Source organism: Paenibacillus violae (genome assembly GCF_032461945.1).
In the GTDB taxonomy this organism is placed as follows: domain Bacteria; phylum Bacillota; class Bacilli; order Paenibacillales; family NBRC-103111; genus Paenibacillus_E; species Paenibacillus_E violae.
Window position 1 is genome coordinate 849,173 of the sequence record NZ_JAWCUD010000001.1, and the last position, 20,736, is coordinate 869,908.

The 20,736-nt window shown below is 44.2% G+C and carries 22 protein-coding genes; 16 read left to right on the forward strand and 6 right to left on the reverse strand.

Annotated features, from left to right (window positions below; genetic code table 11):
* Nucleotides 1–6: 6 nt before the first annotated feature.
* From RQP52_RS03675 to RQP52_RS03685, 3 genes are all read left to right on the forward strand, one after another.
* Nucleotides 7–2,724 carry a hypothetical protein gene (locus tag RQP52_RS03675; protein ID WP_315949547.1) on the forward strand — a complete coding sequence of 906 codons (2,718 nt, stop codon included), beginning with the start codon at nucleotides 7–9 and terminating at the stop codon, nucleotides 2,722–2,724.
* Between the two features lie 15 nt (nucleotides 2,725–2,739).
* Nucleotides 2,740–3,135 carry a phage holin family protein gene (locus RQP52_RS03680; protein ID WP_315949548.1) on the forward strand — a complete coding sequence of 132 codons (396 nt, stop codon included), beginning with the start codon at nucleotides 2,740–2,742 and terminating at the stop codon, nucleotides 3,133–3,135.
* A gap of 236 nt (nucleotides 3,136–3,371) precedes the next feature.
* Nucleotides 3,372–4,121: a DUF1906 domain-containing protein gene (locus RQP52_RS03685; protein ID WP_315949549.1), complete on the forward strand. Its 750-nt coding sequence runs from the start codon at nucleotides 3,372–3,374 to the stop codon at nucleotides 4,119–4,121.
* 35 nt (nucleotides 4,122–4,156) lie between these two features.
* On the opposite strand, the gene RQP52_RS03690 is transcribed toward RQP52_RS03685, so the two are convergent.
* Nucleotides 4,157–4,327 carry a hypothetical protein gene (locus tag RQP52_RS03690; protein WP_315949551.1) on the reverse strand — a complete coding sequence of 57 codons (171 nt, stop codon included), beginning with the start codon at nucleotides 4,325–4,327 and terminating at the stop codon, nucleotides 4,157–4,159.
* Nucleotides 4,328–4,822: 495 nt separating this feature from the next.
* Between RQP52_RS03690 and RQP52_RS03695 the strand changes: the two genes are divergently transcribed.
* On the forward strand, nucleotides 4,823–5,023 hold the full coding sequence (locus RQP52_RS03695) for a helix-turn-helix domain-containing protein (RefSeq protein WP_315949553.1): 201 nt from the start codon (nucleotides 4,823–4,825) through the stop codon (nucleotides 5,021–5,023).
* An 83-nt stretch (nucleotides 5,024–5,106) separates the two neighbouring features.
* Here the strand turns inward: RQP52_RS03695 and RQP52_RS03700 are convergent, their stop codons facing one another.
* The 3 genes from RQP52_RS03700 to RQP52_RS03710 form a co-directional block, all read right to left on the reverse strand.
* Nucleotides 5,107–5,478: a hypothetical protein gene (locus RQP52_RS03700; RefSeq protein ID WP_315949554.1), complete on the reverse strand. Its 372-nt coding sequence runs from the start codon at nucleotides 5,476–5,478 to the stop codon at nucleotides 5,107–5,109.
* Nucleotides 5,479–5,667: 189 nt separating this feature from the next.
* A complete protein-coding gene (locus RQP52_RS03705) occupies nucleotides 5,668–5,958 on the reverse strand; it encodes an STAS-like domain-containing protein (protein ID WP_315949555.1) in 291 nt (96 codons plus the stop codon).
* On the reverse strand, nucleotides 5,952–6,866 hold the full coding sequence (locus RQP52_RS03710; RefSeq protein WP_315949556.1) for a hypothetical protein: 915 nt from the start codon (nucleotides 6,864–6,866) through the stop codon (nucleotides 5,952–5,954). The genes RQP52_RS03705 and RQP52_RS03710 overlap by 7 nt, the downstream gene beginning before the upstream one ends.
* Nucleotides 6,867–7,147: 281 nt before the next feature.
* Between RQP52_RS03710 and RQP52_RS03715 the strand changes: the two genes are divergently transcribed.
* The 3 genes from RQP52_RS03715 (at nucleotide 7,148) to RQP52_RS03725 (ending at nucleotide 9,681) form a co-directional block, all read left to right on the forward strand.
* Entirely contained in the window at nucleotides 7,148–7,966 is an 819-nt protein-coding gene (locus RQP52_RS03715) for an ATP-dependent DNA ligase (protein WP_315949557.1), read from the forward strand.
* An 11-nt stretch (nucleotides 7,967–7,977) separates the two neighbouring features.
* Entirely contained in the window at nucleotides 7,978–8,124 is a 147-nt protein-coding gene (locus tag RQP52_RS03720) for a hypothetical protein (RefSeq protein ID WP_315949558.1), read from the forward strand.
* Between the two features lie 318 nt (nucleotides 8,125–8,442).
* A complete protein-coding gene (locus RQP52_RS03725; RefSeq protein ID WP_315949559.1) occupies nucleotides 8,443–9,681 on the forward strand; it encodes an aminopeptidase in 1,239 nt (412 codons plus the stop codon).
* 212 nt (nucleotides 9,682–9,893) lie between these two features.
* Here RQP52_RS03725 and lexA read toward each other — a convergent pair whose 3' ends face one another.
* Nucleotides 9,894–10,511: a transcriptional repressor LexA gene (gene lexA, locus RQP52_RS03730; RefSeq protein ID WP_127451671.1), complete on the reverse strand. Its 618-nt coding sequence runs from the start codon at nucleotides 10,509–10,511 to the stop codon at nucleotides 9,894–9,896.
* A gap of 147 nt (nucleotides 10,512–10,658) precedes the next feature.
* Between lexA and RQP52_RS03735 the strand changes: the two genes are divergently transcribed.
* From RQP52_RS03735 to RQP52_RS03745, 3 genes are all read left to right on the forward strand, one after another.
* On the forward strand, nucleotides 10,659–11,051 hold the full coding sequence (locus RQP52_RS03735) for a LysM peptidoglycan-binding domain-containing protein (protein ID WP_315949560.1): 393 nt from the start codon (nucleotides 10,659–10,661) through the stop codon (nucleotides 11,049–11,051).
* 140 nt (nucleotides 11,052–11,191) lie between these two features.
* The gene (locus RQP52_RS03740; protein ID WP_145655075.1) at nucleotides 11,192–11,374 is read left to right on the forward strand and encodes a DUF896 domain-containing protein; all 183 of its coding nucleotides are present in this window, start codon (nucleotides 11,192–11,194) and stop codon (nucleotides 11,372–11,374) included.
* Between the two features lie 43 nt (nucleotides 11,375–11,417).
* Nucleotides 11,418–12,212: an HAD family hydrolase gene (locus RQP52_RS03745; RefSeq protein ID WP_315950379.1), complete on the forward strand. Its 795-nt coding sequence runs from the start codon at nucleotides 11,418–11,420 to the stop codon at nucleotides 12,210–12,212.
* Between the two features lie 73 nt (nucleotides 12,213–12,285).
* Here RQP52_RS03745 and RQP52_RS03750 read toward each other — a convergent pair whose 3' ends face one another.
* Complete coding sequence (locus RQP52_RS03750) at nucleotides 12,286–12,825, reverse strand: 1,2-dihydroxy-3-keto-5-methylthiopentene dioxygenase (RefSeq protein WP_315949561.1); 540 nt, start codon at nucleotides 12,823–12,825, stop codon at nucleotides 12,286–12,288.
* Between the two features lie 217 nt (nucleotides 12,826–13,042).
* Here RQP52_RS03750 and metH point away from each other — a divergent pair, with 217 nt between their 5' ends.
* The 6 genes from metH to RQP52_RS03780 all read left to right on the forward strand — a co-directional run bounded on the left by metH (nucleotide 13,043) and on the right by RQP52_RS03780 (nucleotide 20,726).
* The gene (gene metH / locus RQP52_RS03755; RefSeq protein WP_315949562.1) at nucleotides 13,043–16,480 is read left to right on the forward strand and encodes a methionine synthase; all 3,438 of its coding nucleotides are present in this window, start codon (nucleotides 13,043–13,045) and stop codon (nucleotides 16,478–16,480) included.
* A 109-nt stretch (nucleotides 16,481–16,589) separates the two neighbouring features.
* On the forward strand, nucleotides 16,590–17,519 hold the full coding sequence (gene rnz, locus RQP52_RS03760; protein ID WP_315949563.1) for a ribonuclease Z: 930 nt from the start codon (nucleotides 16,590–16,592) through the stop codon (nucleotides 17,517–17,519).
* 264 nt (nucleotides 17,520–17,783) lie between these two features.
* A complete protein-coding gene (locus RQP52_RS03765) occupies nucleotides 17,784–18,155 on the forward strand; it encodes a CidA/LrgA family protein (RefSeq protein WP_315949564.1) in 372 nt (123 codons plus the stop codon).
* Nucleotides 18,145–18,834: an LrgB family protein gene (locus tag RQP52_RS03770; protein WP_315949565.1), complete on the forward strand. Its 690-nt coding sequence runs from the start codon at nucleotides 18,145–18,147 to the stop codon at nucleotides 18,832–18,834. The genes RQP52_RS03765 and RQP52_RS03770 overlap by 11 nt, the downstream gene beginning before the upstream one ends.
* A gap of 130 nt (nucleotides 18,835–18,964) precedes the next feature.
* Nucleotides 18,965–19,765, forward strand: coding sequence for a GNAT family N-acetyltransferase (locus tag RQP52_RS03775; RefSeq protein ID WP_315949566.1), 801 nt, complete (start codon nucleotides 18,965–18,967; stop codon nucleotides 19,763–19,765).
* Nucleotides 19,766–19,781: 16 nt separating this feature from the next.
* The gene (locus RQP52_RS03780; RefSeq protein ID WP_315949567.1) at nucleotides 19,782–20,726 is read left to right on the forward strand and encodes a lysophospholipid acyltransferase family protein; all 945 of its coding nucleotides are present in this window, start codon (nucleotides 19,782–19,784) and stop codon (nucleotides 20,724–20,726) included.
* The last annotated feature ends 10 nt before the right edge of the window (nucleotides 20,727–20,736 follow it).

Consider the following 20,736-nt stretch of genomic DNA (forward strand, 5'->3'; position numbering starts at 1 on the left):
TGCTAAATGGCTTTAATCAATACAACTACGTCAGTCTCACCGCTCGGCTCCGGGCGTAAAGTTACCAGGCTGAGCAACGGATGGCTAGTCGCCTTAGTGTCTGAGGGGGCTAGAAACCATAAGGTGCTAAAGTCTACGGACAACGGCGCTACATGGTCAACGCTAACAACGTGTATATATCCTTTCAGCGGTAATTATTACTTGTCGGCCGTAGCTTCTATTGCCTCAACAGGCACAACGGTGTTAATTGTTGGAGCTACGAGACACCAATCTAACAGTGATGGAGCTTTCCACGCTTTTAGATTCGATGCGACAACGGTAGGCTCGACAACTAACGCTATCGGCACGCTAAACGGTCCGCCTAAAGCGGTTGACATGGTTTACGATGCGAGCACTAACACGATGCATACTATAGCTGTACATGCTACCGGCATTAGCAATAACCATTTAGTTTTATATTATTGGTCCGGTGACCTGGGTACTAACTGGACTCAAATACCATTATTCCAATTGACCGGTCAGACTATCGACGGTGCTGCAATTTCAGTTAATGCGAGCGGTCATCCGGTTATGTTCTACCAAAACAGCAGCACGGCACATTTGACAATGGTTAAGGCTACAACGCCAAGGCCTACCGCGAATATGCCGCAAGTGGATTTTGGGCAACTTGGCTATGTTCCTCAGCCGTCCGGGCCTATTAGCTTTATGTCTATGGTTAAGAATCCAAATAACGGCTATATGTATTTAGTTTGGGCCAATCCACTAGACCAAGAGATTAGCGCTATTAGATCGACAGACGGAGGCATTAACTGGAGCTCCAGGACTTCATTTGGTGCGCTCAATACGGCCTACCAGGATTGTCAGGCCACGATAGACAACCAGGGACGAGTAGTGGCTATCTGGAGCACTAAGAGCTCGGTTAATAATAAGGCTGAGATTTTTATAGCTAACTCGGCAGCTAATGACATTACATCATGGAGCACACCGACACTGCTAGATATCGGAAATATCACAGGGGGCTTAGTGAGCTCTCCGGCTATCTCTCATGACCCTAACGCACTGCCTAATAACTATTATTTCATGTGGCGACGAAACGACAGCGGCACATACTATGATTTCCTTAACGCCTCTAACATTGCGCCTAACGCTCCGGTTATCACCTACCCGCCGCAAGGGGCATGGATTCCAACACGCACACCGTTAGTACAATGGAATTTTAGCGACCCGGACCCAGGAGACTACCAGAGTCAATACTGGATTCAGCTAGTAAATAGCGCCTATAGTGCAGTGCTTAAAGACACAGAATGGTTAAGTGGTAATGTGCGTAGTTGGCAAATGCCAGCCGACTGGATTACAGCGGACGGCACTTATTACCTTCGCATGATGGTAAGGGATAGTGCAGGCGCTAACAGTCAACCAGGAGTAGGAACGCCAGGCGACACGACTTTCTACAACGTCTATTTTGGTGTGGATATCGCGCCGCCGGTCATTACAAGCGTTTCACCTCAACAATACGTAAAGGGTAATGCGGCCAGAGTTTGGGCTTACGGCGTATTCGATAACGTGGCCGTGCAGTATGTTTCTATTTACGCGGTTAGACCGGATTTATCATATTACCTATTAGGCAATATGACATCGGACGGCGCTAATAACTTTTATTTTGACGTGACAGATATCAATATAGATGGAAATTGGCATTATGATATGCGAGCTTACGACCCAGCGGGGAACGTAAACGGATACCTAAGCGCTTATGTGTTTAGGGATACTGTAGCGCCTAACACACCGACACAGAACAATGGCACAATATACGCAACGTCTAACAGTGTTTCGTGGTCCGCCTTCTCAGACGGTTCGGTAAGCTCAGGCTTAGCGTCAACAGTCCTGTCACTCCAAAAGTTTAACGGCAGCACATGGCAAGCGGAGCCCGGATTCCCTAAAAGCGTAGCGGGGCTATCCTATAGCTTTACCGGCTTGACACAGGCTACACTATACCGTTGGGGGGTACAGTATAGCGACAATGCAGGAAATGCTAACCCTATCAGTTATACGACTTTCACGACTAACGCCTATGCGACGACTTCAATTGTTAACCTTACATCATCCAGTAGTCTATACAACAAACGGCCTAAAATTCGTATCGTGCCGGTTGACACTAACGATAGCACATTAACCGACATTCAACTTCAAGTGAGTGCGTCCAACACCTTCACAACTAATATTATCGACGCTACAAGGTCTGTTAGCTCGGCGGGTTGGTCGGTTACAGGGCCTATGTCCTCCGGCGTGGCTAACCCTTATATTCCTCAAAAGGATATAGGCGTAGGTACGTTCTATGTCCGGTCTAGAGCGTATGACGGCAAGGATTGGGGGCCTTGGTGCACGCCGGTGCAATTCTCTATCCAGGCTCCAAGCTATCCGACTAATTTAGGAGCGGATGACACGGCTATTAGTAAGCGGACCGTAGACGATATTCGCTTTAAGGTGAATGCAGTCCGCCAGGCTCGCGGCTTGGCTCCAATCGTTTGGACTGATAGCACAATTGTCTCTAAGGTGACAAACGTTAGGCCTATTCACATGATCGAGTTACGCCAGGCACTAATAGACGTATTCAACACTCTTATATTAACGGCTCCAACCTGGACAGACCCAATTATATCTAATGCTATTGACCGTAAAGGCCAGCATTGGATTGAATTTCGCCAGGCACTAACCCAACTTTAAGGAGGTTTTAGACGAATGGAAAAAAGTATTGCATCTACTTTCTTTGTGGCTTTAACAGCTTATGCCTTTGGGGGCTGGACAGGATTATTAGGCTTTTTGGCATTGGCCTCCGGGATTGATTACGTCACCGGTGTATTGGCCTCAGTCAAAGAGGGCCAAAAGCTAAGCAGCAGCGTAGGGTATTGGGGTTTGATGAAAAAAGCGCTCATGTTTACGGCTATCATGCTAGCTCACCAATTAGACGTTTCACAAGGTACAACCATTATCATGCAAGGGGCTATCTATTCTTTCCTGGTAAACGAGCTGATTTCTATTAGCGAGAACTACGGCCGGTTAGGCTTACCGCTCCCTAAGCCCTTGCAAGATGCTATTACGTTAATTAAGAGCAAGATTAGCGGAACAGCTAAATAGGCTGAGGACAGTAAAACCGCTTTGGACAGTAACCGTTTTTGCTTACTGTCCGATGAAATCCCTTGCCGCGTAAGGGCTAGCGGGTTTATGGACAGTAAGGACAGTAAAATTCTTAAAACTTTTATAAATAGCATTTAGCCTATTAAAAATAGGCTAAATGCCAGTATAGAAAGTTTGCGAAAAAACGTGTTTTTACTGTCCTTACTGTCCGCTATAAATCTTAAGGAGTGAAATCTATGAGTAAAGGGTTCGATTGCGCTACACCTTTGACGGCAAGTTTAGCGGATCTTTTTTCCTCTCAGGGGTTTAAATTTGTTTGTCGGTATTTAGCACCGGCGGGTTCCTGGAAGCGGCTAACGGCTGGCGAGGCTAAAACTATCAGCTATGCCGGATTATACATTGTTTCAGTATTCGAGCGAGGGGCTGCTAATGCGCTCATGGGTGCAGCTCAAGGTCTGGAGGATGGGGCCTTAGCTCTCCAATATGCACGGGAAGTCGGACAGCCGGAAGGCTCTGTAATTTATGCGGCAGTAGATACGGACGTTAACGCCTCTCAGTATGACGCTATTGAGGCCTATATGCGTGCTTTCGACTCCCAGATAGAAGGTTATGAGCTCGGAGCTTACGGCGAGTATGAGGCGTGTAAGATGCTCAGAGATAGGGGAGCGGTGAGCAAGGTATGGCAAACCTACGCCTGGAGCAAAGGCGCTAAAATGTCAGAGCCTAATTTGTATCAATTTGAGAACGATGTCCGGGTTAACGACATTGGAATAGATCGGGACGAGTCAAACGGAGACGCGGGAGGGTGGAAAGTAGATATGGCTATTAGGAAAGAGGCTTTAAGCATTGACCCTGGAGCGGTTAACTTTATCATCGATGCCTTAAAGTATTACTACGATGAAATGGAAGGCCAACCAGGCATACAAACCTATACACACGATTGCGCTAACGCCTTAAGACGAGCGGTAGGCCGTCCGGAAGAATAAATAATAAAAGCCTCCCGCATCAGGAGGCCTTTTTGCTATTTTAATTTAGCTTGTCGCTTTTGTTCCTTCGCGGCTAAAGCCTTTTCATATTGCTCCCGGCCTTTTTGCTCTTGCCGCTCTTTGACTACCGCTCCATACTTTGCGTTAATGAAGGCGACTACACCCAGTAGTAATATAATTCCTAAAACAATCCAAACTCCGATCATTGGTAATATTCTCCTTTAAGCAAATATTACCAATATCATACGATTTATTACCTAGGATGTCTATATAATAGACTATTTTGTAAGATTTAGAATTATTGAAACTAAACTGATAATCAAAGCGGCAATGCTAATAATTAATGTGGCTCGCTTCATATTTTCAGCTCCTTTGTGATATACTGGATTAAAAGAAAGAGAAACAGCAACCTTTATATTTCACCGTCCCATTAAGGGAGGTCCACCGAAGTGGACCATTTGAGTTTAGCGGCTCATTGTGACGATGAAGGTGAGGATGGAGCTTGTCAGGCTAATGATTGCCGTCACTAGCGCGACTATGTCTCTTACCTCGATTTGCTGTTTCTTTTTCTTTTTGCTTTTCATCTCTCGTTCACCTCCTCTCTATATATTTATTATACAACGAATTTCGTTGATTGTCAACGTTTTTCGTTGAGTTTTTTTGAGAGATATTGTATAATAATTTTGAGGTGATTAGGATTGTTGAAATTAAAAGTTGATCAGCTAATGCAAGCACGAAATATGAACGTTAAGCAGCTCAGTGAACTAACCGGTATTCGTTGGAATACAGTGGACGACTACTCTAAGAATAAGGCTAAACATTGGATGCCCGTACACCTAGAAGCCTTTATGAAAGTATTTGAACTGGAAGCCATCGAGCAATTAATTGAGTGGGTTGAATAAAACAATCCGTCAATTACGGACATAAAAAAAAGAGCCTAACTTCTAATAAGAAGTAGGCTTATTTTAATTGAAGTTATTTGGCGCTAAACTTTGAATTTCCTCTTGTCCAGCCGCGCCACATACTTACCTAATGCGATAGATATCTCCGATTTAATGTGACCTTTCCAGAAGGATAGCTTCTCTTCGTATCTCCGCACGTAAATTTTGTAATCGAGTGTCGATCCTACTTTCCAGTCCTTTACTACTTTGATATTAGCTGCTTTAAGTCGCTGCTTAACTTCGATATGATCCAGTGTGATCATGTCTAACAGTTCCTGGAACTGACTGGAATGCAAGTGTTTTAGTGGTGTTGGCTCGGGAAACCACATATATTTATCAATGAGATCAAGCAACATAGGCAGAATCACATATTTTAAAATGTCATCCGTTTCTTCAGAAGTCGTCATATTACTCACGTAATCACCTCGAAATAAGAATATATGTTCTTATTATATGTGCATATGAGGTTGTTATACAACAAAAAAAGCACTGAAAAAAGCCGCAGCACTTATACCCTATCCTTGTGGATTTCCGCACGACCGAAGAGGTCTTGGTTACGGGTATAGTAGCGCCGCGGCTTTATTTATACAAAATTTGCGATTTCATTAATTCCTTACTAGCGTGATCTCATCGTTCAGTCTCTTAACAATCATTGAATTAATAAATCTTGTTGACTCAACTACTTTAAGTTGCCTTTTTATACTGTCGAAGCTAACAACCTCTAATAATGGTGCGATTGCTGTATTTAAAAACGAAGTGGAGACAGAAGTGATTCCCTTGAAGGAGATAGTGACAGTTTGACCATGTTCGATCTTTGGGGCGATCAAATTATAAATTACTTCGCCTTCTTGATTAGTATTACACCCTGAGACGTGATCTCTAATCATTATTACCATAAAAGTTCCTCCTCTTCTTCTTCTTCTAAAGTATCTGTTCTAAATGAAATTTGAATCAAAGTACCCTTGTAATAGCCATCAATGTCTCGTAACCTTTTCTTGCCATTATTATATCTCAAAGATCCCTCATTGGATAGTATCTGTAAGGAACCTTTATTATTGTCTATGATATGTAGGAGAGTATTTAGTCCCATACCCCTATTTTTGGGGGTTGTTTTTGTTGATACTTTTTTATGTGTTGCAAAATTTATGAAGTCAGCATCAGAAACCAAGTCATTTCCTTGATGATCTACTGTAAACCTAGTTTTCATTCTTGTAGCTATTCCCATTCCTGAGTCAGCTATACACAAGTTAATCTGATTTTTACTTGGATAATGTTGAGCAAAAGCACAGCCCCCATTAGGAGACCCCGAATGATCAATAATGTTGTTGAAGATTTCACTCAAAGCAGTGCCTAGGAAGGAAAATGATTTTGTTTTTAAGCCTACATTTAATTTTAACCATTGAATAGTGTGATCAATGTATTGTTGATTAAACGATTTCGCATTTAACTTTTCTAGACCATTAGTTGTTCGTCTTTCATTAGACCCGGGATGTATTTTTTCGCCCATTACTTTTTCAAAAAATAAGCAATCATCTAAAAAGTCAATTGCTTTAAAAGCTCGATTAAATGGATCTGTTTTATATCCATCAGGAAAAGTATACCTTATTGAAATTTCTGGGTATTCAGCATCAATTAGTTCAATCAAATTTGTTAAAGTCACCATTCCAGCCGGTTCTATAAATTTCAATTTTTCAAACCGAAAAACAACTATTTCAGGTTCCTTGATCTTGATACGATCCAATGTCTCTTTATAAAATTCAACTGAAGTTGCTACATTTAATTCTTGCGGTATATATATCTGCATAGTTATTTAGTCCCAATCCCCTCAGAATATAGATTGTTATATTCTAACATTAAATGTAAGTAATTGAAACAAAAAAAGCCCCGAGGGATACTTTCCCAACGAGGTTTCTTCGACGCGTTCTATGCGATTTAGGTTAATATTACCATTAATTGTAATGGTTGTACAGATACTTATATATGTAGGATACTGAAGGAGGGGGTTTCCCTACATGTACCAATAGTCACGAAATGCTCTAAGGTGTACCATTGTTATGGGTGATGAAGATAATGTTTATTCCTCCAATGCTACTACAATACAGTAAAAACAATCTTCCTTTTAATGCTCATTCCACTTTTGCCGAGCTTAAATGGGATGGAATAAGATTAATTGTTTCTAATATGGAAGAATTAAACCTTTATACAAAGAACACAAATGCTACAGCTAAATACCCTGAATTGCATAATCCGCCTATACCAAAAGGAACTATTCTGGATGGTGAGATCGTAGTCCTAGATGAACAGGGCAAGGCTGATTTTGAATCTTGTAACGCTGGATTCCGTTCCAGAAAGAAACGCCAACCAGTCGTCTTTATGGCTTTTGACATCTTATACCATCGCGGCATAGATGTGACTGTTCTGCCTTTAGAACAGCGCAAGAAACTTCTCGAAGAAACACTCCAGGAAACTGACCACTATAGAATTGTTCGGCCTATCAATGGTAGTGCAAAAGACTTTTTTAAAATCGTATGCCAGCATGGACTTGAAGGTATTGTGATTAAGAAGAAAGATTCAAAGTATGAAAAGGGAGTGCGCTCCTGGTCATGGCAGAAGGTTATTAATTATCAAGAGGCAGAGGTCTACATAACCGGCTATTCTAAGAAGGAAAGTTCTTGGTTGCTCGGATATGAAGATGGTGGACGCATTCGACCGATCGGATTAATGGAACTAGGAATCACTCAAGCAGCCCGGAAATCTATGTGGCCAGTGTTTCAGTTTTTCAAAAGTGGAGAAACAAATGATTACGTATATATTAAGCCTGTTGTTCGCTGCAAGGTGAAGTATCGGGACTGGTATAAGTCAGGAGCCATGCGGCTACCGGTATTCGAAGAGTTTATTGTTTAGGAGATGGTATAATGGAATATAGAGTAATGCACAAGAAAACAGGCGAGGAAAGTACGCTTAGTTATCTTGATGTGAATGATATGCTATATGACGATGCTGGGAAGATCATTGTATTTGATACAAGCATGGAAGCTTATATTTTGCTCGACAATGAATAATAATTACTCGATAAAATAGGGGAGGGGGAGCGCCCCCAAAAACGCCCCTAATCTGCCCCCAAATACTCCAAAACATTACGTATTGTTGCGGAATGAAATTCTTTCTTCTATAATAAGAGTGTGATGTAGCAGAGCATTACAGAGTGAAACTGGTTTATGTACATAAACCGCACCCAAGTACACCAATGGGAAAGAGATCAATATCTGTCCTTGTATTAAGATCATTAGCAACGTTTGAAAACTAGATAAGATAGCCCGTCATGATTCAGGCGCGTCCTGAACTGATGGGCTTTTTCATGCGAAGGAGCAGGAACTCATATGGATAACTTTTTAGTCAACTTAGAGAAATATGCGGAATTAGTGGTAAAAATTGGCGTTAATTTGACCAAAGGTCAAGACCTAATGATTGAGTCGCCGATCGAATGCTTGGACTTGACGCGCCTCATTGTTAAGAAGGCTTATGAGGCTGGAGCGAACTATGTGCAGGTGAATTGGCAAGATGATTTCCTGACGCGTGCGCGCTTAGAGACGGCTCATGATGATGCACTCGACTACTACCCAGTGTGGTACACGGATATGTTGGAGCGTTTTGTTGAGAATGGCGGCGCACTTCTGAATATTAAGGTGCCGGATCCAGATTTGTACGCCGGCATTGAACCTGGTGTGATTTCCAGAGCTTCCAAAGCTATGGCAACAGCACGGTCAAAATATCAAAAATATGTAAGAACGAGCACGTTCAGCTGGTGCTTAATTAAAGCTCCGACTGCTGCTTGGGCTTCCAAAGTGTACGCGGATCTTCCTGAAGAAGAGCGGATGGATGCGATGTGGGACGCTATTTTCCGGTTCAATCGTGTGTATGAAAACGATCCGGTTAGCGCATGGCGTGCACATATTGAGCAGTTGAAGCGCGTTCGCAAGGTGCTGAACGATAAGCAATATGCAGCGTTGCAATATCGGGCCGCTGGGACAGATTTGCGCGTAGAGCTGCCAGATGGCCATATTTGGCTTGGAGGGGATAAGGCGAACGCAAGAGGGATTCGCTTTGTTGCGAATATGCCGACGGAAGAAGTATTTACGATGCCCAAACGGACAGGTGTTAACGGGACGGTTACAAGTACCATGCCGCTGAATGTGAATGGCGCATTGGTTGATAAGTTTTCGTTCAAGTTTGAAGATGGTAAGGTCGTAGATTATAAAGCAGAGGTCGGCCATGAGCATTTGACCAGGTTATTGGAAATGGACGAAGGGGCTCGCTATTTAGGCGAAGTCGCACTTGTTCCCTATGATTCGCCGATATCCAATCTAAAACGGATTTTTTACAATACAGGCATTGATGAAAATGCCTCTTGTCACCTTGCTTTGGGCAGCTGTTATCCGATCAATATGAAGGATGGGGCTTCTTTATCCAACGAGGAGCTGAAAGTAAGAGGCGGGAACACAAGTCTGATCCACGTGGATTTCATGATCGGGACGGCTGATCTAGAGATTGACGGTGTGCTTCAGGATGGCAGTTTGGAGCCTATTTTCCGTCAGGGGAATTTGGCGCTTGCGTTTTAGAAAAAGCGTGAGTAAACACGAACCTTTGACCAGTAAAAAAACCGAGGGACAAAATGTCCTTCGGTTTTTTTGTTCTATAGGGGGAACTAAACTCCCTTATTTGTAAGAAAAAGCACCTTTTGGAGACGCCTTAGCTGGATTTGGGATTGGTGTGTACAAATGCTACACAAAAAGGACCGTCAGGATAGTTCACCTGACGGTCCTTCTTAGTCTTACATATCGCGGAATAATCCAATGACACGCCCTAGAATCGTAACATTTTTCAAGAGAATTGGCTTCAAAGCAGAGTTTTCCGGTTGAAGACGGATATGATCCTTCTCTTTGTAAAAACGTTTGACCGTAGCTTCGTCGTCTTCCGTCATCGCGACAACGATGTCACCGTTGTTCGCTGTCTGTTGCTGCTTGACGATGACATAATCGCCGTTATGTATGCCGGCTTCGATCATACTGTCTCCCATGACGCTAAGCATAAACACATTGTTATCTCCGACCATGCTGACTGGAAGAGGGAAGTAGTCTTCGATGTTCTCTGTCGCCGTAATCGGCACCCCAGCGGTTACTTTACCTACGAGCGGAACACGTGCAACGGAAACAGCGAAATGAGTCTCGGCACCGTCTAAGCCAAGAATCTCGATAGCCCGAGGTTTTGTTGGATCTCGACGAATCAAACCTTTCTTCTCAAGACGCTCCAAATGCCCGTGAACGGTTGAACTGGAGGCTAGTCCGACAGCCTCGCCGATCTCACGTACGGAAGGCGGGTAACCCTTATCTTTCACTTCGTTCTTAATGTATTCTAAAATAGCTTGTTGACGCTGTGAAATCTTACTCAATAGTTATCACTCCAATACTGGGAATCATTACCCAAAGTATAACATAGAACCCGAGTTCGTACAAACATAAGTTCGAATAAATCGTTGACTCAAACGTATGTTCGTGTTATTCTAAAAACAGAACAAATGTTTGGGGGATGATTACTCATGTATATGGCCTACTCACACACTACAAATTCACGCACACCTCATAGATTAACTACCGCGTCCAAAGGGATTGCAAGCAAATTACGCAATACGAAAACAATCATTCGGTTTCTTTTCATTGCATTAATTCTGGGGACTGTGTTCTCATTCGGTGCCATGGTACAAGCTTATGCAGCGGCGTCTTCGCCGACGAGCAGCTTATCAAATCACGCTGAGACCAAGAAAGTTATTCAGGAGCAAGTTGTCATTCAAGAGGGGGATACGCTCTGGGGCATTGCGACAGCTCATAAGAAAAATGGAGAGAACATTCGTTCCTATATAGATGAGATTAAGACGAAAAATCATTTAACTACGAGCTCCTTGAAAGAAGGACAGGTTTTATTGCTCCCTTAATCATTGCTTTCCTATGGAATGGAAATAGACTAATAGAGGCTAGGAATTATTCCTATGCCTCTTTTTGTTGTTTTCTTGACATTCCACTAGAGGGATGGCAAAGTAATAGTCATATTGAATTTTTGAACTGGAGGATCACTATGAGTGACAGTATGGAAAAAAACATCGAACGCATTAATGAGCTTGCTCGTAAAGCGAAAACCGTTGGCTTAACGGATGCGGAAATCGATGAACGAAATGAACTGAGAAAAAAATATATTGAGGCTTTCCGAGGCAATCTTAAAGTTCAACTTGATTCCATCAAGTTCACGGACGAAGAGTAGTTGCTTTTTCACATAGAAACAACATTCAAAGGGGAAATGAATGATGACGTTGAAGGCTGTACTTTTTGATTTAGACGATACGCTCTTGTGGGATGACCGCAGTGTACAAGAAGCTTTTGAAGCTACTTGCGCGGAAGCAGCCAAACACGCGGCGGTGAATCCAGTAGAATTGGAAGTCGCTGTTCGTAAAGAAGCCCGTGCTTTATACGAATCCTATGAACCTTTTCCGTTCACCAAGATGATTGGTATTAATCCGTTTGAAGGACTTTGGGCTAATTTCACGCAAGGTGAAAATGAGAATTTTCGCAAGTTGGAAGCATTAGCGCCAGGCTATCGCACGGAAGCGTGGACCCGTGGACTTCGCGCGTTAGGCGTAGAAGATTCAGAGCTAGGCTACAAGCTCGGCGAGCTTTTTCCTGCTGAACGCCGCAAGCGACCATACGTTTATGAAGAAACGTTCCGTGTGTTGGATGCATTGAAGGGTAACTACAAGCTGCTTCTCCTAACAAACGGATCGCCTGATCTTCAAAAAGAAAAATTAGCTGGCGTACCAGCTATTACGTCCTATTTCGATCATATTGTCATTTCCGGGGAATTTGGTGTGGGTAAACCGGACGTTTCTATTTTCCACCATGCGCTGGAACTTCTGGGGATCAAACCGGAAGAAGGGATCATGATCGGTGATAAATTGACGACAGATATCCTTGGTTCCGGACGTGTAGGCATGCGCAATATTTGGATCAATCATCATGGCCTACAAAGTGGAGACGAGATTGTTCCTGCTAATGAGGTATCGCGCTTAGAGGAAGTTTTACAGATTATCGCTAATGCTGAATAGAGCATAACGAAAAGCCCAACGGCGGTTTGGACAAGGAGTCCTGCGCTGTTGGGCTTTCTTCTAAGATAAAGTATTAGGCTTTGATGAAAGTAGGATCTTCCACGTTATAAGCGACCCATCCATCTTTTTCAATGAAAAGACGTACGGCAACGATTTGACGATTATCCATCAATGTAAAGAAGTGGTTCGTGTTCTCAGGAACCGAGATGACATCTCCTGGCTCAAGTTCAACATCGAAATAACCGAGTTCCTCGGATTTAATGATGAAGATCCCTTTACCAGAAACGATAGCGCGAATCTCATCTTCTGTGTGTGTATGAACTTGCTCAAACTTCGTAAGCAGTTCTTCGATATTCGGTGTAGCATCGGAAAGGGAGATAACATCCCAGATTTCGTAACCGCGTCTAGCCGCCAAATCACGGATTTCCGGCTCATAAGTGCTGATGATTTGAGCTTTCTCTTCATCATTTAGTACGAATTTCTCGCGCAGTGCTTCAGGAAGCTTGTTCGCATCCCAATGTTCATATACAACTTCTTGGCTATCCAAGAAGGCTTTGACTTGCTCTTCGCCTTCGATTCGTTCATTCGTATTGCGAATTCTAATTTGTGCCATGCAGCATCCCTCTTTCTTAGTAAATATACTTGTATTATAGTGGAAATGGTGTGCGCTGTCGATGCAAGATCATAAGTTTACCCGATAAAACCTATAGGTTTTTATGATAATTCAAAATCTTTTCATAGAAGCCGTATTCTGTTACACTAAATCTTAACATAATTTGTCGATTATTTATTATCTATCGCTTCAGGATAAGTTGAAAGGGAGTCATTTCATGTCTAAACCACCGATTCAAGAGCAGCTAAAGAAAAAGATCATGATCCTCGATGGCGCCATGGGTACCATGATTCAGCAAGAGAATTTAACAGCTGAAGATTTCGGAGGCGATGATTTAGACGGCTGTAATGAAATTCTATGCGTAACTCGCCCGGATGTGATTCGTAAGATTCATGAAGCTTATTTCGCCGCAGGCGCGGATATGATCGAAACGAACACATTTGGAACGACAAGTGTAGTTCTTGCCGAGTATGATTTGCAAGACCGTCACCGCGAGTTGAATCTCGCTGCAGCCAAGCTGGCTATCGAGGCAGCGAACAAATATTCAACGCCGGAGTGGCCGCGATATGTCGTAGGCGCTATGGGGCCAACGACCAAAACGTTATCAGTGACCGGAGGCGTCACGTTCGACCAGCTGGAGGAAAGCTATTACGAACAAGCTTTAGCGTTATGTGAAGCTGGGGTCGATGCGATTCTTCTGGAAACATCGCAAGATACACTGAATGTGAAAGCGGGAAGCATTGGTATTCGTAGAGCTTTCGAGAAGTTGGGCTTCGAGCTTCCGATTATGATTTCAGGAACGATTGAACCAATGGGAACAACGCTGGCTGGGCAAAACATCGAGTCGTTCTATATTTCACTTGAGCATTTGAAACCCATTTCCATGGGATTGAACTGTGCTACGGGCCCTGAGTTCATGCGGGATCACATTCGAACGCTGGCAGGTATTGCGGAGACCGCAATCAGCTGTTATCCCAACGCCGGATTGCCGGATGAGAATGGTCATTATCATGAATCGCCGGAATCCTTGGCCAAGAAAATGGCCGGTTTCGCCGAGCAGGGCTGGCTTAATATTGCCGGCGGATGCTGTGGAACAACACCTGAGCACATTCGTGCTATGGCTGAAACACTTAGCGTTTACAAACCTAGAACGGAATATGGGACTCATTTACCCGCTGTTTCGGGGATTGAAACCTTATTTATCGAACCTGAGAACCGTCCCATCATGGTTGGTGAACGAACGAATATTTCGGGCTCGCGTAAATTCAAGCGCTTGATTAAAGAAGGCAAATTTGAAGAAGGTTCGGAAATTGCGCGTAATCAAGTGAAAAACGGAGCACACATCATCGATATCAACTTGCAGGACACGGATATTGATGAGGCTTACGCGGTAGAAGAGTTCATGCAGCAGGTGGTCAAAAAGGTGAAGGTGCCTTTAATGATTGACTCCACGTATGATCACATTATCGAGCTAGGGCTTAAATATTCGCAAGGTAAAGCGATTATTAACTCCATTAACCTCGAAGATGGCGAATCGAAATTTGCCGGGATTTTACCTCTTATTCATCGATATGGCGCGGCGGTTGTTTGTATTCTCATTGATGAACGGGGCCAGGCTGTATCGCGCGAAGCGAAGATTGAAGTAGCAACGCGTGCTTATGAATTGCTAACTGAGAAATACGGGATGAATCCAGAGGATATCATTTTTGATCCAAATATGTTCCCTGTCGGTTCGGGAGATCCGCAGTATATCGGTTCTGCAGTGGAAACAATCGAAGGAATCAAGCTGATTAAAGAGAAATATCCAAGAGCCAAAACCATTCTTGGTTTGAGTAATATCTCATTCGGATTACCGGATGCTGGACGCGAAGTGTTGAACTCGGTTTATTTGTACCATTGTACAAAAGCCGGCCTTGATTATGCGATTGTGAACACAGAGAAGTTGGAGCGTTATGCCTCTATTTCAGAGGAAGAACGTCAACTGGCTGAGGAACTGATTTACAATACGAATGATGAGACTTTGGCGAAATTTGTCGCACATTTCCGTGAGAAGAAGGTCGAGAAGAAGGAGAAGATCTCCAATCTGACCTTGGAAGAGCGCCTTGGTTCTTATGTGGTAGAAGGCACGAAGGAAGGGTTAATTCCAGATCTGGAGATTGCGCTTCAAACTTATTCACCTCTTGAAGTCATTAATGGACCGCTTATGAGAGGGATGGAGGAAGTAGGCCGCCTTTTCAATGGAAATGAATTGATTGTTGCTGAAGTTCTTCAAAGTGCTGAGGTCATGAAAGCATCCGTTAGTTATTTGGAACCTTTTATGGAGAAATCCGAAACAGCTGTCAAAGGTAAAATTATTTTGGCAACCGTTAAAGGTGATGTGCATGATATCGGTAAAAATTTGGTCGAAATTATTCTGTCGAACAATGGCTACAAGATTGTAAACCTTGGGATCAAAGTACCGCCTGAGCAAATTATAGAAGCACAGCGCAAAGAAAACGCAGATGCTATCGGTTTATCGGGTCTATTGGTAAAATCCGCTCAGCAGATGGTTATTACCGCACAAGATTTGCGTACTGCAGGTGTAGATGTGCCGATTCTGGTTGGTGGCGCCGCGTTGACACGGAAATTCACCAAAACTCGTATTCAACCGGAGTACGAAGGTGTAGTTCTCTATGCGAAGGATGCCATGGACGGTCTGGATATCGCCAATCGATTAAGCGATCCTGAGCAGCGTAAACGTCTCATCCAGGAGCTAAGAGAAAATCTGGAATCCGATGTTATGGATACAGGCAAGAAGGAAGAGAAACTGCCGCAGCTTACGCGCGTGAGTTCATCTGCTGTGTCCAAGGATTTGCCTGTACAAGTGCCGCAAGATACAGAGCGCCATATCATGAGAGATTACCCGATTAGCCATCTTATGCCTTATGTGAACATGCAAATGCTGCTCGGCCATCATCTCGGTCTCAAAGGGAAGGTTGAAGCCCTGCTTAGCGATAGGGATACGAAGGCCATGCAGCTAAAAGATACAGTCGATTCAATTCTGTACGCTGCTCAAAATAACGGGATCATTAAAGCGCATGGTATGTACCGTTTCTTCCCGGCGCAATCAAGCGGAAACGATGTGATTGTCTACGATCCGCAAGATCACAGCAAAGTTCTTGAGACCTTCACGTTCCCGCGTCAAGACAAAGAACCGTATCTGTGCTTAGCTGACTATTTGAAGTCCGTAGAGAGCGGTCAGATGGATTATGTAGGCTTCTTGCTTGTGACAGCTGGGCATGATATTAATGAGCTGGCTAGGGAATGGCGTGATAAAGGGGATTACTTGAAATCCCATGCACTGCAAGCGACTGCACTAGAAGTAGCGGAAGGCTTTGCAGAGCGCATCCACCATATTATGAGGGATGTATGGGGGATCGCAGATCGCGTCGATATGACGATGCAGGAGAGATTTGGAGCCAAATACATTGGCCAACGATTCTCATTCGGTTATCCGGCATGTCCGAATCTCGAAGATCAAGCCAAGCTATTCAATCTTCTGAAACCGGAAGATATTGGCGTTGAGCTGACAGAATCCTTCATGATGGAGCCGGAAGCGTCGGTATCGGCTATCGTGTTTGCCCACAAAGAAGCGCGTTATTTCAATGTAGGCTAAGAAAAGTTATGGCATAAAGCGAGGCAGCTTGCTCGAACACTATGTTCGGCAGCGACCTCGCTTTCCGTGTTACCAACTGTGATTTTCAGAGAGATTGGGGTTTTGGAACGTGGAACTTTATTTTTTGGGAACAGGGGCAGGCATGCCTTCCAAGCAGCGTAATGTTACATCGATTGCTCTTAACTTGCTGGATGAACGGGGGACCTATTGGTTATTTGACTGTGGTGAAGGCACCCAACAGCAAATTATGAACTCTCCCGTAAAGCTCGGGCGTACGGAGATGCTGTTCATCACACATTTGCATGGAGACCATTTATACGGACTGCCAGGCTTATTAACCAGCCGCTCGTATTTGGGTGGCGATACACCGCTTACGATGTTTGGCCCTCCGGGGCTCAAACGATTTGTTGACACGGCTCTTGAAGTTAGCGGCGCGCATCTGACCTATGCACTGAAGATTGTGGAAATCGAGGAGGAGGGACTCCTGTTCGAAGATGACACCTTCTTGGTTGAGACTGCGCGTTTGGAGCATCGCATCGAATGTTTCGGATATCGGATCATCGAGAAGGATCAACCCGGGAAGCTGATGTTGGATAAGTTGACGGAGCTAGGTATCCCCGCCGGGCCAATCTACGGGAAGCTTAAGCAAGGGCAGACGGTTCAGCTTGAGGATGGACGCACGCTGCATGGCGCCGATTTCTTGGGTGCGCCGATTCCCGGACGCATCGTCGTCATACTCGGTGATACGCGCTACTGCAGCGGGGCTCAGCTTTTGGCTCGAGGCGCCGATGTACTTGTACATGAGGCGACATTTGCTATGGATAAGCAGGAATTAGCTTATTCTTTCGATCATGCGACCTCAACGGATGCGGCGCGGATTGCACAGGAAGCAGGAGTGAATGCCTTGATCATGACGCACATTAGTTCGCGCTACCAAGGAGACGCTGTGCTGGAACTGCTGCAAGAAGCACAGCATCATCACAGCAACAGTCATATTGCCAAAGACTTTTGGAGCTTTGATGTGCCTCGAAAAGGATAAGCAACACGAGATGGGACTATTTCGGAAGGTCAGAATTGACCGAATGGATAGTCTCTTTTTTTATCCCGGTGGGTCTTGTCCATAGTCGGAAAAAGTCATTTTCGTAATTTTTGCTCATACACTATCCAAAAGGTGTGTAGACTGAGGTGACGAAATGGGGATTCCAGCAGCAGAAATACTGCTTTCTATCTTTATGTCCTCGATTTTTTATGTTATGTTAAGGGAAATACGAAATGCTTATAAAGATTCTGGATGAACCGGTTTTTGAGCGGAAAGGGAGACAACATGCTTGGTTTTGCGATTTTATTAGCTTTTAATTTCATAGGGTATGTAATCCAAATGGGCCTGCACCTGCCGCTACCTGGTAACGTGATCGGGCTCATACTATTTACAGCGGCTTTATTCGCTAAGCTTGTTAAACTTGAATGGGTGGAAGAAGCCGCGTCGCTGCTGACCAGGCATATGATGCTTTTTTTTATCCCCTATACGGTGGGTATTCTCTTGTTTCTACCTATTATTGGTGCCAATCTGGTTGCGATATGTGGTGGCATCGTTGGTGCAACGGCCGTCGTGCTTATCGTTACGGGTTGGGTATCTTCCAAGCTAGGTAAGGAAGGGGAAAAATATGGCGGGTAATATGCTTCAGCATCCCTTATTCGGTTTAACTTTAAGCGTTCTGATTTATGCGTTCGCTAATGTGATGTATCAGCGATGGCGGTTTATGCATCCGCTTTTTGTATGTACAGGACTTATTATTCTTATTTTAGTTGGATTTCGAATTCCTTTTGAAGACTTTAAACGAGGGGCGGATGTTCTCACTCTTCTTCTTGGACCGGCAACCGTTGCTCTAGGTGTCCCGTTGTATAAATACAGATCCTTAATTCGATCCAATTTAAAGCGTGTTATGCTTAGCGTATTGGCAGGATCCATCACTGGTATAGCATCGAGCGCAGCTATTGTTGGACTTCTTGGCGGCAGCCAGTCCATTATTCTTAGCATGCTGCCTAAGTCAGTTAGCTCGCCAATCTCGATTGAAATCGCTACGCGGTTAGGGGCGATCCCGGAGCTTACAGCCGTTCTGACGACAATGACGGGTCTGTTTGGAAGCATGTTTGGCACACGTTTGTTGAATTGGTTGAAGATAACAGACGACATCTCCATCGGGATTGCTTTGGGAACGGCCGCGCATGGCATTGGGACAGCGAAAGTCGTCAAGGATTCAGAGCAGCAGGGTGGTTTTGCCGGGCTGTCCATGGCGATCTGTGGCATCATGACATCCATTTTATTCATACCGATCTATTACTGGCTTCAATGACTTTGTGAATGAACAGGATAAACCGTATTTCGTCAAAGCGACGAATGCGGTTTATTTTCATTTTCCAAACATTACAATTTTTTTACAATACGAAAATGAAACCATAATAAACCTTTGCTACGATGGAACAGTGAGAATCCAGTGGAAAGGCGTGAAGAAGATGAGTGGACCCCTCCTGAATACGGCGCCTCAGCAGGTCAAACTAGCGGTTAGGCTTGCAAGCAGCGCAGATGAAATTGAGCAGGCCATGAGACTAAGGTATCAGGTTTTCGTTGAAGAAGAGAAAAACATGCGAATGCTCAATGAGGAAGGTCTTGAAAAAGACGCTTATGATGCGTACTGCGATCATCTCATTGTGAAAGATTTGGACACAGATCAGGTTGTAGGTACTTACCGTCTGCTTCCAGGAGATCGTGCCCTCCAAGGCATAGGCTTTTATTCGGAGACCGAATTTAATTTAGCGGCTTATGCCGCATATAAAGAACAGACGCTAGAGCTAGGGCGCAGCTGCATTGCACCGGAGTATCGCGGCGGGAAAACGATTCAGCTTTTATGGGAAGGGATTGCCGGTTACATTACGGAGCGAAATTACACGCATTTAATAGGCTGTGCCAGTGTACATATGAGCAATTTAGAAGATTTAAATCTAATTTATACGATGCTGCTTCGAAAACAGGTCATTACCAACCGGTACGGTATCGAACCGTTAGCCACGCATCGGATATCCGGGCTTGCTCGACTGGAAGTTGATTGTAATGAAAAAGATGTGTTTCGTAAGCTGCCTCCACTTATGAAGGGGTATCAATGGCTCGGCGCTGAAATTGGCGGCGATCCGGCCTATGATGAGCTATTTGAGACCGTTGATTTTTTCATCATTTTGGAAAAAGAGCGTGTTACAAGACGGTACAAACGTCATTTTCTAACAACGTAGGCAAGGAGGATTTGCTTTGTATGATTGGATCGCCAAACTAACTTCAGACGAACAAAAACTGGCGCGTATCGAACACAAGCTGCGAATCATTCCGCTTTGGGTTTTGCATGCGGTGTGTGCGTTTATCTCTTTTGTCGGTCATGTTGCTTTGCGTAGCTTAGTTAGACGAGTAGAACATAATATGGCCGATTTGCTTGATGAAAAGCCGAAACGAGCCATTCGTGCGATTTCCAAGAATTATATGGAAAATGTTGTGTTTACGCTTGTTGAGATTCTTTTCTTATCTAAGCGACTGTTAAAATTGCAAACGCATCATTTCGATGTGCTTGGCGAAGAGAACCTCCGAGAAGCTCAAAGCCGATCGAACGGAAAGGGTTTTATCGTCTATACGCCGCATATAGGCAACTTTTTTTATTACTATTGGTATTTGACCCGGAAATATGATTGTCTGACCGTCGCTTCAGCAGGCAGTCAGGAGCTTAGACCGCTTTATCTGAAATTTGCTGCCATGGGCTGCAAGGGACTGGATTATGACAGTGTCCCTCCTCTGGAGCTGTATCGGACCTTAAAGAAGCATTTGCAGAACGGTGGGGTCGTTTTTCTGCTCGGGGATTTCTGGCGCGCTTCCTTTCCGTTATCCCGTTTCTTCGGGAGGTTGACTCGCACGCCTGAGGGTGCGGCTATGCTTGCTCATGATTTGCGAATACCTATTGTACCTTTTTACGGGTATCGCACCCGCGGTTTCAACCACAAGCTCATTTTTGGTTCGCCTCTTGAACTGCAAGCTGAGTTATCCGGGCGTATCGCACGTGCTGAAGTGAACCTGCTGCTGAACGGTTTCATGGAGCGAGCCATCCGTGAGCAGCCGGGTTCTTGGTTTTATTGGTTCAATGTGCACGAACGTTGGGAAGAAACATCTGTCACAAATGCCGATCAAACGACATCATCTGAAGTAGGATAGCACTCAATGA

Coding starts and splice junctions, on each gene's coding strand:
- RQP52_RS03675 (WP_315949547.1), top strand. CDS start 7: ATGGCTTTAATCAATACAACTACGTCAGTCTCACCGCTCGGCTCCGGG.
- RQP52_RS03680 (WP_315949548.1), top strand. CDS start 2,740: ATGGAAAAAAGTATTGCATCTACTTTCTTTGTGGCTTTAACAGCTTAT.
- RQP52_RS03685 (WP_315949549.1), top strand. CDS start 3,372: ATGAGTAAAGGGTTCGATTGCGCTACACCTTTGACGGCAAGTTTAGCG.
- RQP52_RS03690 (WP_315949551.1), bottom strand. CDS start 4,327: ATGATCGGAGTTTGGATTGTTTTAGGAATTATATTACTACTGGGTGTA.
- RQP52_RS03705 (WP_315949555.1), bottom strand. CDS start 5,958: ATGGTAATAATGATTAGAGATCACGTCTCAGGGTGTAATACTAATCAA.
- RQP52_RS03710 (WP_315949556.1), bottom strand. CDS start 6,866: ATGCAGATATATATACCGCAAGAATTAAATGTAGCAACTTCAGTTGAA.
- RQP52_RS03715 (WP_315949557.1), top strand. CDS start 7,148: ATGCTACTACAATACAGTAAAAACAATCTTCCTTTTAATGCTCATTCC.
- RQP52_RS03720 (WP_315949558.1), top strand. CDS start 7,978: ATGGAATATAGAGTAATGCACAAGAAAACAGGCGAGGAAAGTACGCTT.
- RQP52_RS03725 (WP_315949559.1), top strand. CDS start 8,443: ATGGATAACTTTTTAGTCAACTTAGAGAAATATGCGGAATTAGTGGTA.
- RQP52_RS03735 (WP_315949560.1), top strand. CDS start 10,659: ATGTATATGGCCTACTCACACACTACAAATTCACGCACACCTCATAGA.
- RQP52_RS03740 (WP_145655075.1), top strand. CDS start 11,192: ATGAGTGACAGTATGGAAAAAAACATCGAACGCATTAATGAGCTTGCT.
- RQP52_RS03745 (WP_315950379.1), top strand. CDS start 11,418: ATGACGTTGAAGGCTGTACTTTTTGATTTAGACGATACGCTCTTGTGG.
- RQP52_RS03750 (WP_315949561.1), bottom strand. CDS start 12,825: ATGGCACAAATTAGAATTCGCAATACGAATGAACGAATCGAAGGCGAA.
- metH (WP_315949562.1), top strand. CDS start 13,043: ATGTCTAAACCACCGATTCAAGAGCAGCTAAAGAAAAAGATCATGATC.
- RQP52_RS03770 (WP_315949565.1), top strand. CDS start 18,145: ATGGCGGGTAATATGCTTCAGCATCCCTTATTCGGTTTAACTTTAAGC.